General features: G+C 58.3%; 8 protein-coding genes. 3 read left to right on the top strand and 5 right to left on the bottom strand.

What is annotated here, in order from left to right; genetic code table 11:
* Positions 1-127 precede the first annotated feature (127 nt).
* Both dctA and IEY62_RS09780 read left to right on the top strand, forming a co-directional pair.
* Positions 128-1606 carry a C4-dicarboxylate transporter DctA gene (gene dctA, locus IEY62_RS09785; protein WP_189016727.1) on the top strand — a complete coding sequence of 493 codons (1479 nt, stop codon included), beginning with the start codon at positions 128-130 and terminating at the stop codon, positions 1604-1606.
* Between the two features lie 5 nt (positions 1607-1611).
* Positions 1612-2772, top strand: a complete 1161-nt coding sequence (locus tag IEY62_RS09780) for a glycerate kinase (RefSeq protein WP_189016723.1) — start codon at positions 1612-1614, stop codon at positions 2770-2772.
* Positions 2773-3912: 1140 nt separating this feature from the next.
* Here IEY62_RS09780 and IEY62_RS09775 read toward each other — a convergent pair.
* From IEY62_RS09775 to IEY62_RS09755, 5 genes are all read right to left on the bottom strand, one after another.
* Positions 3913-5754, bottom strand: coding sequence for a zinc-ribbon domain-containing protein (locus IEY62_RS09775; RefSeq protein WP_229785174.1), 1842 nt, complete (start codon positions 5752-5754; stop codon positions 3913-3915).
* 303 nt (positions 5755-6057) lie between these two features.
* Entirely contained in the window at positions 6058-6960 is a 903-nt protein-coding gene (locus IEY62_RS09770) for a hypothetical protein (protein WP_189016720.1), read from the bottom strand.
* Positions 6961-7716: 756 nt separating this feature from the next.
* A complete protein-coding gene (locus IEY62_RS09765; RefSeq protein ID WP_189016717.1) occupies positions 7717-11592 on the bottom strand; it encodes a hypothetical protein in 3876 nt (1291 codons plus the stop codon).
* A 161-nt stretch (positions 11593-11753) separates the two neighbouring features.
* A complete protein-coding gene (locus IEY62_RS09760; RefSeq protein ID WP_456152520.1) occupies positions 11754-13619 on the bottom strand; it encodes a DUF4209 domain-containing protein in 1866 nt (621 codons plus the stop codon).
* Positions 13580-13765, bottom strand: a complete 186-nt coding sequence (locus IEY62_RS09755) for a hypothetical protein (protein ID WP_189016712.1) — start codon at positions 13763-13765, stop codon at positions 13580-13582. Before IEY62_RS09755 ends, IEY62_RS09760 begins: the two co-directional genes overlap by 40 nt.
* A 694-nt stretch (positions 13766-14459) precedes the next feature.
* On the opposite strand from IEY62_RS09755, the gene IEY62_RS09750 reads away from it, so the two are divergent.
* Positions 14460-15491 (top strand): DUF4192 domain-containing protein, encoded by a 1032-nt coding sequence (locus tag IEY62_RS09750; RefSeq protein ID WP_189016709.1) that lies wholly within the window; start codon positions 14460-14462, stop codon positions 15489-15491.
* Positions 15492-15536 lie beyond the last annotated feature (45 nt).

The raw sequence follows: 15536 nt of genomic DNA, 5'->3' as shown, positions 1-15536 counted from the left end.
GGCCGACCAGCCCTGGCGCTCAGTACACAGCCCGGAATGGGCGGCGGTGCAGCATACCGCCGCCGTCCATTTCCGTCGGCCACATTCATAAAAGACTCTCCAGCTATTCCACAACGAGGTAGGAATCATGGATCACATCAACACCGCCGGCGGAACAGCGGCAGCCACGAAGGCGCCGAAAACCCGCTGGTACCGGCAGCTTTACTTCTGGGTACTGACAGCCATTGTTATCGGCATCCTGGTCGGCTGGCTGGCGCCGGCCGCCGGTATCGCCATGGAGCCCATCGGCACTACGTTCGTGAACTCGATGAAGATGCTCATCGGCCCCATCGTGTTCCTCACCATCGTTGGCGGAATCGCCAGCGTCGCCGACCTGAAAAAGGTCGGCATGACCGGCCTGAAGGCCCTCACTTACTTTCAAGTCGGCACCATTTTCGCAATGATCTTCGGCCTCGTGGCCATCAATATCTTCCGTCTGGGCGACGGCGTCAACGCCGATGCCAGCACCATCAAGACCTCCGATTCCGCGGCAAAGCTGATCGACGCAGGCGCGCACCAGGAATGGTGGCAGTTCCTCACGCACATCATCCCGAACAGCATTGTTGGCCCCTTCGTCGAGGGCGACATCCTCCAGATCATCTTCATCAGCGTGGTCTTCGGCATCGCCCTGAACGCCATGGGCAAGGTCGGCGCCCCTGTACTGGACGGCGTGCAGCGCCTCACCAGTGTCATGTTCAAGATCCTGAGCTTCATCATGAAGGCCGCCCCCATCGGTGCCTTCGGCGCGATGGCCTTCGCTGTGGGCAAATACGGTGTCTCGTCGTTGACCAGCATGGGCGGACTGATTGCCCTGTTCTACGTCACTTCGATCCTCTTCGTCGTCGTTGTTCTCGGTTCCGTGATGGCTTTCCTGAAGCTGAACATCTTTACGATGATCCGCCACCTGAAGGAGGAGTACATGCTCATCCTGGGCACCTCCACCGCTGAACCTGCCCTGCCCGGCCTGATTCGCAAGCTGGAGCACGCCGGCGTGAAGAAGGAAACTGTCGGTCTGGTTGTTCCCACCGGATACAGCTTCAATCTCGACGGGGCCGCGATCTATCTCTCCCTCGCTGCCCTCTACATCGCTCAGGCCACCAACACGGACCTCACCATCGGCCAGCAACTGGGCCTGCTCGCGGTCATGCTGCTGACCTCCAAAGGCGCGGCAGGAGTTGCCGGCGGCGGGTTTATTGCCCTGACCGCAACGCTGACCACCATCGGCACGATCCCGGCAGCCGGCATCATGCTCATATTCGGCATCGATAAGTTCATGTCCGAATGCCGAGCGCTGGTGAACTTCACCGGTAACGCCGTAGCCACCCTCTTCATCGCCTGGTGGGACCGTACCCTGGACGCAGACCGCGTTCGCCGCGTCTTCGCCGGCGAAATTGTGGAGCCCATGCCGTCGGAGGACCCCATCCACGTTGATGAGGTCACCGACATCGACGAAGATCTCACCGAATACGGTCACCACGGATCCAAGGAAAGTGTTTCCAAGCAGGCAGGTACAGTGGCCGGGCTTGCCCCGGCAGGGACTCGCCCTACCCGCTCGGAGACTGTCTAACTGACATGAACACAACCACCGGCCCCAAAACCGTGCGGACCCTCATCGCACCCGATAAGTTCAAGGGCAGCCTCACAGCCAGCGAAGTAGCGCAGGCCCTGGCAACAGGGCTTCGCTCCGCCGCGAACGTCCCAGGCACGGCCGGAGCAGTTCATTGTGAACTGCTTCCCCTGGCGGACGGAGGTGACGGGAGCGTCGATGCCGCCGTCACCTCCGGATTCACCCGCCACAACTACACCGTGGCCGGCCCCACCGGTCAACCCGTCCAAACCAGCATCGCATTCGACGGCGCCACCGCGGTCGTCGAGGTCGCCAACACCTGCGGACTCGGACTGCTACCCGACGGCAAACTGGAAGCTCTGAACTCCTCCAGCCGTGGATTCGGTGAAGCCGTCCTGTTCGCCCTCAGCCTTAAACCAGCAAAGATCGTCCTGGCATTGGGCGGGAGCGCGAGCACCGATGGCGGAATGGGTATGCTCACCGCCCTGGGCTACAGTTTCCAGGATTCCGAAAAGCGCCAGCTCTATGGCGGTGGAGCAGCGTTGGGACAGGTTCAATCCGTTCACCGCACAGCCCTCCCGGAACTGCACGAAACCGAACTTGTCGTGGCGAGCGATGTCCACAACCCCCTCCGTGGCCCCACCGGCGCGCCTGCCGTCTTCGGCCCACAAAAGGGTGCCACGAGGGAGGACGTCGCATTCCTTGATGAGAGTCTGGGGCACTTTGTGGCCAAGATGGCAGAAGCCGGATTGGCCGATGCCGAGTCACTGGCAGCACATGAAGGCGCCGGAAGCGCCGGGGGAATCGGCTACGCCTGCCTACTCCTGGGGGCCAAACAGGTCTCCGGAGCGGACTACTTCCTAGACCTGCTGGACTTCAACACCCGCAAGGACAACTGCGATGTGGTGATCACCGGAGAAGGCAGCATCGACGAACAGACCTTGGCCGGGAAACTCCCCGCCGCCGTTGCACGACGCTCAGGAACCCGCCCCATCATCGCCGTCGCCGGCCGGTCACTGCTCCCCCAGGACCGATGGTCCGAGATGGCTCTCACCCGGGTTTACACCCTGACCGAATACACCGATCAAGACTCCTCCAAAGACCCCTATCTCTCCGCCGCCCTGCTCCAACAAATCGGCAAAGACATCGGAACAAGCCTCCTCTAGCCGAACTACATACCGCCGGAAGCAGAAACACCCGCCCGGGGAAACGCAGGCGGGTGTTTCCGTTGGTCCATCGCTCCCCCGACCTCGCTGGCCGGGTCCGTGGCAATTCCATCCCCTAGGGAACGGAACTTGATTCCTCGCCCCTTGAAGTCATCGAAGAATGTTCCGGAGGCACCACTGGGAGCTGTCACCTGCGTCGGGCCCGCGTCCGGCTTGATTTCGCAATGCGCTTCGATGACACGGCCAGGACCCATTTGATAGCACTCGGCCGACCGTGGCCGCCGAACTTTCACTTCGGAATGAACCTGCACATGTAGAGCGCTTCCGGATCCGCGTCATGTCGCCACTGCCACTCACATGCATGAGTAGATGAAGGCCCAAGGAGGGAAGAGCCAATGGCCGCAGGCAGTCACGATAAAGAAGATTTAAGTGTGGACAATGTCCACACCCCCTTTGGCCTGACAAAGCAACCACCAGCCACGTCTCCTCACTCCAAACGAACCGAAGTCAGGATATTTATTGCAAGTTCCCAATGTCATGTTGCGCGCAGTCCTCCTACCCATGAAGAGGTGTATGACAACCACGACCTACCGAGCGAACCAAGAGAGGAATTTATAACCGCAGCTAACAGCACGCAGAGGGCCAACCAGCCAGGACCCTGAGCCCGCTCCCCCACAACTTCACAGGCGACCCGCGGCGCCAGGCACACCCCGCGGCCAGTGTCAGAGGGACCTGACCACCCAGAATGTACACACGTTAAAGCAAAAACCCCCTCTGACGAGGGGGTATGCCGTGCCCGAGGTGGGACTCGAACGCGATTCCCGGCCTTGTGAATGCTGGGATGTGACGGAAAAATGCGGAATCCGGGCCAGTCCGGCGGCTGTACGGGCCAGTCCGAGGCGGAAAGTGTGGACATTGTCCACACTTCTTTTTGCTCCGACGGTTAGCCAACAGAACGACTTCTAGGCTCGAGGAATCGGAACGCACGGCGCGGCACGCGGCTAATACCCGTAGGTTGCTTTTAGAGCCGACCAGCGATGACCCAGACATAGTCATCAGATTTCCTCCTTTCACACGTTCATAGCCTCTCGGCCCGGCGACAACATGACTCTTGCAAACCACTGAAAGCCCCTCTGCGCGCTACTCCTTGAATCTCGTGCTCAACCATATCCGGATCTCTTCCATGACCGCCGCGGGCCGTGGCACTGACGAGTACACACGGATCTCGAAGAAATGTGGGTTCCCGACGGACAACAGCGGAAGATCATCCTCGCGGAGCCGGACAACGAGGTACCCGGCAGCCAAAAGGTCGGCGCTCTTGCGTTCGTCAATGAGGACTTTTGCCGGGGCAGAATGCCAGTAGGCGCCGTCGTATTCGATAACCAAGGTGCGCCCGTCGACGTCCGCGGTGATGTCAGCGGTCCAGGAGCGGCGGGTCATGAAAGCGCTTGCGCGCAAGACGGCGCCTGACCGGACGCCCGTGAAGACTTCCTTCGCCGCAGCGTGGTGGGCAAGCTCGACCTGCGACTTTCCAGCCACCTTGCATTCCGGGCATTCGGACCCATTGGACCGTCCACTAAGGGAACTCCGCCAGACATGCGCCGTGTTTGCGGAGCAGATCCATTGCGGCACGAAAAGCGTTGACCCATGGGGCCGGACATCCCATGCGGTTAGAGGATTCAACGGGCTCCACTCGGCGGCCAAGCCCGGGTCCTGCCAAGCCAGCGACCCAAGAATAGTCTTGCACCGGGGGCAGTGCAGCCGGTCGTACTTGTCCCTCGAACGCGGGGTCTCTTCCCACTCGTGTCCGCAACACTCGGCCCGCCACCATACGGTGCGCTGGGAGTCCCACACTACATTGTGCGGGGTGAGATTTCCGTTGCGCGTCGGGTGCCACTGGGATGCGATTTCGGGCAATAAGTTGGCCAGCCAGTTCTTCTGCGCCTTGCGTGTTTCGGTTCCGCGGCAGCTCGGGCACCCAGATTGCAGGAAGGTCAACGGGCTTAAACGAGGGTAGTGTCCCGCTGGGCAGCGGAAGCGCCGCAGCATCCAGTGTCCTGCGACCATGACGGTCCGCGGGTCGGCCTCGTCCGCCCATGCCGCGGCCAACTCGGGTACATCGGCAACGGGGGTGCTTTTCCAGCGTTCGTACTCGATCTCCCATTCGGCTTTCCGGAGCTCGCTGCAATCCGGACAAGACGCTCGCCCTGCCGTCATGTCCAGGACCTTGGCGCTGAAGGAGAGCCTACATTCCGGACAGATCCAGTGGCAGCTCCGTGTGGCCCGGAGCGTCACGGTGCGGAACGACTTCTCCTCGTTGCGTTCATGATCCCACCAGTCGAGGGCAGCATCGTCGGAGTCTGCCAGGAGCATCTTGGTTGTTTTTGCGGCTGCAGGGTTCGCGGAACGAATGTTCCGGGCCGGAGCGGCCATCTCTGCCTTCGATATCGGATTCTTAGCGCGAACGTTGCGGGTGCAAGTGCATCCCCAACTGATGTCGCCCATTCGCTCGGCCGAGAGCTTCTTACAGGCCCGGCAGCACGTAATGATGGGGTCGTTGCCGTCATTGAGGTCAACGGTTGTGGCGACCAGGTCGTAGCCGTGCCTGTCGAGGTGCTCAATGATTTCCTCACGGGAGTAGATACGCCGCGGCGTCGTCTCGCCCGACATCAATCGGTCGCGTTTCGCCCATTCGGTCCAGTAGCAGGCTCTGCAGGTTTTCTCCGGCTGGGCGTTCTTGGCAAGGGTGTATTCGAAGTTGTAGTGCGCCTGAACACCACAGTCCAGACAGGTCGTCAGCCGCCGGTCCTTGGGGCCGGTGAACGGCTCGTCGGCCCTCAGGCCGCCTTCGCGCAGTATCTCGTCGATGCATTGAGTGCACCATGCCGGCCTACTGCGAGTTTTAAAGGCAGCCGAGTTGCCGCAACTGTCCGTCGAACAAGGCTGGGTTTCAGTCTGTGCCATCGCTACGTTGTTTTTCATGTTTGTCTCCATGCCCCCCTGAACCCGCCCGTCCGCAGTCAAGCCGTGACAGGCAATACGAACCTACCGGCATCGGCGGCGCCGATGGTCACGATAGCGCATGATGCTCTCTAATCTTTCGGGTCGCAAGAATGGAGTGCTCAGGAATACCCTGACCAGCCTTTCGACTCCGCATCAGCGCACGCCGTGCTGGTAAGGGGTAACCAGGGCCACCGCCCAGTATGCACTCTTGGCCCGGATTGGCGGCATACAGATACTGTTTTCAGTGTCATTTGGGAGTCATCTTGCGCACGGATTTACTTCTCAGCCCACGTCTTCGCTGTCATTGGCTTCCTTTTGAACATGATCGAAATCGATGGGTGTAGCTGGAAGCTTCCATCGTTGTTCGGCTAGATATTTGTTGGTTAAGTGGTTTCGTCTATCCCGATTTAGAATGCTCTCAACGGTAGAGCGCTCAGCATTAGCACTCACCATGCCCAGGGCAAACAATCGGAGTAATTGAGGATCTGCTACGTGATCGACACGCGCACTAACGGTGCTTCTAACATAATTTGCATCCACAACCGAAAGACGTTGAATAGATACTGCTATTTTTTGAACGTTGAAGCTCTCCGCTAACCATTTCCTAAGTATCGTTACCACCGAAGATGGTAAATCATCCGCGGCGAAAGCAAGCGCATACTGGGATGTAACCCAATCGGAATGACCCCATTTCGATCCTTCGAAGTTGGAAAACCAGGTCTCCAAACCGGTTGAGATGCCCGGATAAGCGCGAGCACCCGCAAAGTACCGACCCAGAGCATCGGCCAAGTGAGGAAAGTGATGGGCGTGGGTAATCCACTCAGGCACTTGTTCGAACAGAAAGTTGTCTCTCAGCGACCGCAACACTGCCCTTCCCACTGGTCTGGGGACACTCAACGGTGAATCCAGTATTTCGCGTTCCAGTGCGAGAAGGTCCGCGGGGTCCGTTTCGAACGCGAACTCAGGCTCATCGTCGGTGTACTCGGATCCTCTCAAGGCGATAACCTCCGGGACGCGAATGCTGCGAATCGCTTCCAACCGGAATCGATCCAGACCTTCCGTGTGAGTAGACAAATGAGTCTTTGCCGTGTTTATTTCTAGTCCAACATGCCGCGCCTTAGCCTGAATTCGTTGGCTGAGCGCATATAGTTCATCCTCTGGACCTTCTATGCTGAGGTCATCCATCCAGCGTCTTGCTGAGCTAACTAGACCATTAGCTAATGCAGACGATATCTCATCGTCAATAGGATGCACACCTGTGCTAGGTAGGCGGAAGCCGCACTTCTCTGCGGTAGTCCGCTTCGCGACATCATTCCATTGTGTGAGCGGAGTACCTCAGCGATAAGGCCCACTGAGGCATTTCTTCCAAAAGAACTACTCAAAGTCCCAATTAGGCTCTCCACGTCAATCGACGCAAAGAACGACGTGATGTCGGTCTGTAGAGAGAACATATCTTCTGGAACCGCGTCTATGCTCACCCCGTATGCGGCCCACTCCTCTGACGACGGTGGAATTACACCTCCTCGCGCCCTCCATCCATACACCCAGTCAGGTAAATCTGCATGAAGCCTTTCGACCAATCCCCGCGACGCTGCACTATAGATAAGGCGGCTTCGAGGATCTTGAACGACCGCCGGACGGGTACCCAGTCTTGACTTTGGAACGTCCAACGGATGAAAGTGAGGGGGATCAGAGAATCTGAAAGGCTCACCGGCGTTCCCTCTGACGATCCCGAAGTCGCTCTCAACATCCAGAGATCTAACAAACGCCTCCGAGAACTCAGGCCATCCCCAGGGATCTCTGTACCAGTCTCCGTACTTCTCGCCGCTAAGCACTTTCGCACCCAACTCCAGATCAATCCCCCCCATTTAGCCATGCCTATACCTCACATCTGCCAGTTGAACTAAGAGTCCCATGATTCATTTTCCCTGACCCATTTTCTTACATCGCCTTGAGCTGTGAGAGATCCTGCAGAGCAACTGCGCGGTTCAGGTCCCCCTGGAGGGCAAAGTACCTGATTGCAGCCAATTCCAGCGCCTCCGGTGACGGTTCAGGCCCTAACAAGGATGTTATTGATTGAGCCAGGGAGTTTTCAATCCTTTGGTTTTCAGCTGCGCGGGATAGTTCGATCTCTACTCCCTGTGCGTGGCTGTTGAGTATTTCGACCAAGGTTTCGGTTAGTTCGTCATCCGGCCCTGAATGAAGTTCTTTGATCGATTCAGAGTACTGCTTTAGGGCGTCGTCATACGGGTCCTGTAGTCGTGAGATATCGCGATGACCAGCAAGCTCGGCAAGCCCGGATAGCACTTGGAGTGATTGGTGGGCTCGTGTGACCACTTCAGCCAGGTGGGTATGAGCCGACTCTGGTAGCCCTTCCGTCCAGTCCCCTCGTAGACCTGGGTATGGGTGAACCGAGCTAATGACCTTGATGGCGAGCTCATCAACCCGGCGGCTGTCGATCGTCGGAAAGATCACGAGTGGCGGCTGGAAACTCTGCACGTTGCCCGGCGGAGTCAGAGCCGCAACCATGTGGGCGCAGGTCTCGGGCCAGTCAAGGACTCGTGGAATGTTTACGCCGACTGCAATCTCGACGGGGGGCCATAGATGGCTTCCTCCGTTTCGCACCGGTCTGCTGTAGAGCGTCACTTCATGGCCGAGACTTCTGAGCGGTTGGGCTCGTTGGTTCCATTCGCGTTCGTGGCGGCGGTGCGCGTTCCTGGCGGCCAGGTCTGCAGCTCTCTGCACCGCGGTTGAGCTGGAGCCTGACCGGGCAGCTGTGGCTAACTGTCTGCTTGGTGTGTTGCCAAAGGCAATCTCGGAGAGGATAGCGTGTAGGTCCGTGAGTCTTTTGTCGATGGAAGTTAGCTCTGCCGGGACTGCGGCGTCAAGCAGATCCCATGCTTCGCGCTGGACTTCGCGGACAGCCTTGCGGAGAGTGTCGTCCACGTACGAGGCGAGCGGGGCCAAGTTCCCGTCGGGTCTGGCTAATCGTGGGCTGAGGTTGTCGACGATTCCAGAAACGAGAGTATGGAGGTAGTCGTTTCCTGTTGCTTCGATGTCATCCCTAAGAAAATCGTCGGTCCCGGAAACTTTGATCATCGTTGACGCGTATTGCCGCAATTCTTCGCGGAGGGCATCAGTCCTGGACGTCTCCCGCGAAGCAGATCTTCCCAGGATCCAGATTCGGGAAAGGCGTTCGAGGTACTCGTCGACCGCCGGTAGGTGTTCGAGGGCCTGGGCGATGCGGTCAGTGCTTGTGCCTGTCTGGAAGGCCGCGCAGGCGATGGCGGCCGTGCGGCGATTCAGATCAATTTCGCCTGGATCATGCAGATTCCTACGGTTTAGCTTTGAGACTCCGAAGGTGAAATCGCCCATGACTATGGGATTTCCGCCGGGCAGCAGTGCCTGTATGTCGGCAGTCTCGCACATCGGGAGACAAGAAAGCGCTATGCGGGCCAACTCTCGAACGTAGGTTTCCGCATTTCCTTGAAGATCGTCGGATATGTGCAATGTTCTTGCCCACACGACCGATGTCGCGTGGTTTTCTTGGATGCGTATTTCGGTCAGCCAGGCACACTCATCTGTGATCTTTGTTAGTAGGACGTCTGTGCCACCTGCCAATTCGAGGAGGGCGTCTGCTACGGGTGGACCTAGGCGCGTTGCCGCGAGGATTATTTTTCCTGCTGTCTCTGCGCCGCTTCTGTGCAGGAGCGTCTCCAGTGACGACAACGAGGAGTGAGTTCTAATTCCAGATGAGATGGCCTCCACCGTGGCCTCGCCTAGCCCCGTCAGTGATGATAGGAGGTTGGCCGCTATGGCGGGATCAGAGCAGTGAGTTATGGCCAGACAGACCTCGTGGACACCCAGCGTTTGTACATAGCTGTCGAGCAGCCGAAACGGTTGTCTTGCGTTGAGCGATAGCTCAGAAACGGCGCTTTGAATAGCCTCAGGGAAATGAGTCAGCGTGTTGTCTTTCTGGGGATCCTCCAACAATGCGAGTTGGAGGGTGACAGGTCGGCTCGGTATCGGGACTTCCAGCCTGTCCATGATGGCGACCCATTCGCGACTGCGCTTTTCGAGCTCCACGAACCGCAAGGCCCGTGCCACAGCAACCACGGTTTGTTCCGCATCCCTGTGGGCCGTTCTTCTCACTAGGGATCTAACGATTTCGTCCTGCAGATGGGGATAATCCCTGATGGCACCAGTTACGAGGGCAGGGATTGAGTTGGGGGGTACAACTTGCATCAGACGGACGATGGTCGATTCGATGGTTGGTGGGGGAAACGAGTGAACAGCCGTTGACAGGGTCCGCGATCGAAGCGCATGCAGCCCTGAAACCATCGTGGTTGTGCTCAGCAATAAGTGCTCGTCCTGCAACCGCGCCAGTGCAGGACGGAGCGCGCTCTCGTCGAACTCCGCCCCGGTCAGGGCGCTCACTGGAACTTGAACTCCCCATTGATGGGCTGTGGTGACGATGGCCAGCAGTCGTAGCTCAACCTCGCGGCCTTCTTGGACTCGGCGGCGCACTTGCGCAGTTAGTACGTCGACAAGACGTGCACCATGCGTCAATAGATACGTGTATTCCATAGTGAGTCCATTAGCGGCCATGAAATGCTCCCTCCAATGCCTCGCTTGTGTAGCTCCGTCCAGGCGCAACTTGCTGTAGATCGCCTGGGCTACTTCTTCATCGAGGGAAACTTCGATGATTGCGGAGTCGGCCAAAGAGGTCAGGGAGAACATATCTTCGCGCCGAACTGAACCAATGAGCAATACTCCGTTTTGCGGTGCCAGCGCCCGACTGAGTTGATCCCATGCTTGCGCTTCACCAAGCCCAACTCCATCCACTACGAATCCGACTTGAGAACGGTCGTTGGAACGCGATGCTCGGGCAAGCCGCACGAGCTTTGTCACCGACGTTGAATCTAGGCGGTTTACGCGGTACCAGATCATGTCGCGGCGCGTGTAGATGGCAGCCCAGAGCACTGTGGATTTTCCTACACCAGATGGGCCGGCCAGCAACACTGATTGCCGGTCTGCCAGGGCCTGGATCACCCGCCCGGTAAGAATTGGCCTTGGTGCAGGAACGCCTGCTGCGATGTGGCCCGGTTGGGCGGCGAGTCCCTCAAAGTAACCGTCGTCATTAGCGGTAATCCTGAAGTCAACTATCTCGCAGGTACCGTCACTCAACGCCGCCTGGAGGGCCTCCCGGTCAACGAGTTCCAAGACTTGGCTGATGAGGGCATGCGTCATCAAGGGGTCGATACCAGCTGCGGTCTGCGGCCCATCTGCAGCCGTGTTCCTATCGGCTGCATTGGCGACGGCTAACCGAAGCTCACGCTCGACCAGCCGGGCTCCAGCCGGCATGGAGTCGAAGGAGGCAACAACAGCTTCGGCTACCCCGTCGCTGGCTTCCTCCCATGGGAGCACAAGTATGCTCGAAACTTTCAGCACCTCCTGAAGCTCGTCGTCTTCGAAGATTCTCGAGAGCGAAACACGTAAAGCATGATGTGGATCAAGGTCAGCTAAGGGTTCACGCCAACTCCCGAATTGATGCCCGGCAACACCCCGTTCCAACACGAGTAAGAGCCGGCCGTCTGATATTCCTTCTTGGAGGCGGCGAATCCGTTTGTCCCACATTTCCCTGATGAAGGCGGCGACCTTGCCCACAGTGAAATCGCCAACCTGTTCCTGTCGGCTTTTGACTTGGACGAATACGGGGTCCGGCCCCTCGACGTGTATGTCTTCGAAACCTTCAGGAACGATGCGTCTTGACTCGTGATGTTGGATCAAACATTTGGCTACGAGCCACGCGCCCACCGCATCTTGGTAATGGAACCCTCGCCCGGCAGTTGCACCGTGCCGACTCCAGACGTCTCTTGAGGGCACTTCTTCTGTGGCGTCGGGCAACGGCACGTCAACTCTTTTCTGTCGTGGCGAGGAAACGTCTTGGTTAGGCTGAAACCGCACTGCATCTTGGATTAAGGCCGGAGGCGGGAGGCGGAATCGTCCATCTCACCGCTAGACCGGGTCCAAAATGGTACTAGGACTATGTACAAAACCAGCCACCATATGTAGATCCCCGCGGCCCCGTTTGCCGTATGGGGCTCAGACAGACCATGAAGAAGGTCATTACGTAGGTTGGATCCCCTTGGGTCGACCAGGGTGGCTCGAAAGGCAAGTTCAATATCTGCGTCAATCAGCTGACAGTCTTTGGCCAAGTCGAGCAATGGGGAGAGCGTTTTCTCGGTTTCCGTGCCGTCTTGGTCAAGGGACGTGGTAATAATCCCTTGAGACTTAAGGTGAAAACGGAAGAAGTTTTCGATCTGCGGTATGACTAGGTAGCTACTTGTGATGAAGTCCCACTCAAAACCCGCGGCAAGTCCCATTGCGAATATCGTTTCCCTGCCTGGCGGCACAGCCGGAGACTGCGTGCAAAGCTCGTACAGCACTTCTTTGGTGATGCTGTGCTCTTGGCTTAGTGCCCTCAGCGCCGGGGCAATCGCTCCCTGAACTAGTCCGCCGATATACATTTGGTGGCTAGTCACGACGTGGGAGGCAATCACGTGTTCTTTCGAATCTTCTGCGAGTGCAGGCACCTTATAGGCTACTCGCCCCCCGTTTGTGATGATCGACCGGCCAAAAAGATCTGCTATCGAACCTTGCGCTAGGCGTTCTCTATGCATCTCTGTCAGCTGTTCCGCCGAAGGAATTGGTGCGACCGCTATGAAGTTCAAGAGCGCCGGCAGTGCTTCTTTTCCCTTGACGCTAGCCTCGGCGGCTTCGGCGATTTCGGTGAGGTCAAACGATCTACCTTCTATGAGCTCAAATTCCTCTGTCGCTCGCTGGGAGTAGTCACGATGGAGTGTTCTAATGTCTGCCAGACGTGACTCCAACGCCCGCTCTTTTCGGTAGCCGTGAGAGGTACGCCTGTACTGCTGAATGGCCTTCTCAAGGTGATGGGCTGCGACCATGTGACTGGAGCTGGCCCCGCTCGCTCTTTCGATGCCTTCTGCAACTGCTGCTTCGGCCAAAGCGATGCTCATGTCGTCTGCCCGGTCTGACAGCCCCGCCGTTTGGTACCAGTCCCGGGCACATTCGAGAAATTGAAGACCTCCTACAGGTCCCTTTGCTGGCTCTGACTGACCTCGCACTGCCATGAGATCTGCGAAATCGCTGGCTTCTGTCAGGGCAATCCGTTGCCTCATCATCATTCTCGAGAGCATGAGGGCCAGGATGTCTCCCTCCGCCGTGAGTGAACTCAGCATGTGTGACAGCTGGGCTTCCAGGTCCTGGGCTGTTTCGAACGTCGTTTTACCCAGACTTCGCGCGAGCGTCACAGCTCGTTCCCATGACTGCACGAGACCCAGTCGATACCCGTTACTGTCAATAGGAATATTGGAGTAAAGGTCTAAGGCCGAGAGAGCGTGCTGAATTCCTGGACCGTGTCGCCGTAACCACAAAACGTCGTGAATCCGAGCCGCGATATCTGGGCGAGTCAGGTGTTGTACCGCCGCCGACAGCAACTCTAAGTCCTCTTGAGATAAGTCCTGAACATCAAACGAACGTCGCGTCCCATTGGTGACAACGGGCGAGAACGGCCGTACGGTCTTTGACCCATCAAGCGCAAGTGAACAAACGTCGGCAACGAGATCCCACGTGGCTCCACTAACCCGCTCTGGATAAGGTGGCGCCTCCGCGAGCTCGCGGCAAACACAAGCCAAGTCATAAAAGTCCCCAAGGAGAACATCTGCAAAATGAGGCTCCCGCGACTGCCAATCGACGCCTCCCAACTGCTTCGACACGTCTAGCCCTTCCCATTCAAGTGGGCATCTCGATCGGCCCATTCAAGTCGTGCGATGACGCCTGCCGCGTTCGAGCCTGTGATCACGATGGCCACGGCCCGTGGGCGGGCCGCCTGGCCCCGGGACTTGAGGTCACCGAGAAGGTCGGTATAGCCGTGGGGAAGGGCGAGGTCTCTGGCGTGAGTCATATGTTCGATCTTATCGATGGCAATGGACATCCACGGCTGCTCCCACGACCGTCCGCTTTTGCGGCTGGGGCGCCTGCACATCATTTTGCACGTCATTGTTGCTCCGCTGCGTGTCGCAAAACACGTGTGGCTTTCTGGGTGGCAGTGAACCGTGGCTGGCAAACGGGTACCCGATCCTTCGTTTGTCGCTAGGAGTCGGGCCAGAGTCGACCCCTGCCCTGGCTGCACTATGTTGTGGAGCCTGCCGTCGTTCCATCCCTCACATGTGCCACCCGATTAAGTGATCCTCGGGAATGTCGAAACAAAGATGCCGATAACGGCGCCTATGTCGGGACTGGAAGCAGCCCCGGCTCATCCGGCGCAGCGATCCCGCCAAGCGATGCCTCATGCCGAATACTAGGGCCGCTCACGTCATGACGCTGCACAGCGGCCTGCCCATGAATAGCCAGAAGCAACAACGCTGTTTGTCATTCTGATATCCCGATCATCGCTGGATGGGCCTCCGCGCAACCATGGCGTCACCGCGCCGATTCCGAACCCTGGAAATTGGCTCAGTGCTCCCGCGCCACTTGGCCCCTTCCGTGGACCTGCCCCGGGCACCCTAGTTGCGTTCCAGCTCCGTATCAGCGCACAAGACCCCTATCAGAACGGCGCAAAGGCCAAAGACACAACGCACGCACAAAGGAAAAGGACAATGAATGCGCTCACCATCAAAGACCCCGCAGACCTGCTGAGCTTCATCGGGCATACCCTCGGCTTCTGGCCCGACGAGAGCCTCGTCTGCATCACCCTGGACAAAGGCAAAGTCGGTGCCACGCTCCGCATTGACCTCCCCCGATACCCTGGGACAGAACTCCCCTACGCCCGGACGGTCAGCAGTTACCTCACGAGCGACACCAGTGCGACGAGCATCGTCTTCGCCCTCTACACCTCAGCCCACTGTGAACCAGGCCAACCCAAACCTCACGCGGCCACCATCGCCGCGCTCACGGCAGTCCTCGCCGAGAACGGCATCACCATCCGCGACGGGATCTTCGTCGGCGACGACACCTACTCCCCCTACGACAGCGAACCCGGACAAGACATCAGCCTGCCCCTCAGCACCACGGAATACAGCCGTGTCAACGCCGAGTTCATCTACCGCGGCAGCACCATAGAACCCACCAACCGCATAGTCCTCCCCAAACCGACCGGCGAAGCAGAACACACCATCGCCGTCGAAAACTGCATGCACGCAATCCGCGCCCAGGCACCCGATCAAGCGGCGCTACAAGCCAGCCGTCTCTGGACGGGCATGCTCGACAGCAATGACTTCCCCACCGACGAGGACTGCACCCAGCTCGTCGCGAACTTCCAGTTCCCGCACATCCGCGACCGGCTCATGGCCGACATCCCCGGCATCAACGAACCACCCCAACACATCCTCTTCGCCCAAACAGAGACTGCACCTCAATGGTCCCGTATCGAATGGGCCCAACAACTCCTCATCCACGCCTACACCAGAACCAGCCCACAACACGCAGCACCCATTCTCACCACCATCGGCTACATCAACTGGTGGGAAGGCCGAGGATCCAAAGCACACCAATACATGCAACTCGCCCTCGACACCGACCCCGGCTACCGCTTCGCACGCCTCACCGACCAAATGCTCGGAGCCGGCATCATCGCCGGCTGGAACACCAACAAAAACACCGCCTACAAAACCCGACTCGACATGCCATAGAAGCTTCATAGCGAATTTTTTGATTAACGGTGTGTGGGCTTCCGG

Source organism: Paenarthrobacter histidinolovorans (genome assembly GCF_014647595.1).
GTDB lineage: Bacteria > Actinomycetota > Actinomycetes > Actinomycetales > Micrococcaceae > Arthrobacter > Arthrobacter histidinolovorans.
This window is presented reverse-complemented; position numbering and strand designations above follow the sequence as displayed.

Excerpts from the sequence above, each read along its gene's own strand:
- IEY62_RS09760 (WP_456152520.1), bottom strand. The coding sequence starts at position 13,619 with ATGGGCCGATCGAGATGCCCACTTGAATGGGAAGGGCTAGACGTGTCG.
- IEY62_RS09770 (WP_189016720.1), bottom strand. The coding sequence starts at position 6,960 with ATGGATGACCTCAGCATAGAAGGTCCAGAGGATGAACTATATGCGCTC.
- dctA (WP_189016727.1), top strand. The coding sequence starts at position 128 with ATGGATCACATCAACACCGCCGGCGGAACAGCGGCAGCCACGAAGGCG.
- IEY62_RS09775 (WP_229785174.1), bottom strand. The coding sequence starts at position 5,754 with ATGAAAAACAACGTAGCGATGGCACAGACTGAAACCCAGCCTTGTTCG.
- IEY62_RS09750 (WP_189016709.1), top strand. The coding sequence starts at position 14,460 with ATGAATGCGCTCACCATCAAAGACCCCGCAGACCTGCTGAGCTTCATC.
- IEY62_RS09755 (WP_189016712.1), bottom strand. The coding sequence starts at position 13,765 with ATGACTCACGCCAGAGACCTCGCCCTTCCCCACGGCTATACCGACCTT.
- IEY62_RS09780 (WP_189016723.1), top strand. The coding sequence starts at position 1,612 with ATGAACACAACCACCGGCCCCAAAACCGTGCGGACCCTCATCGCACCC.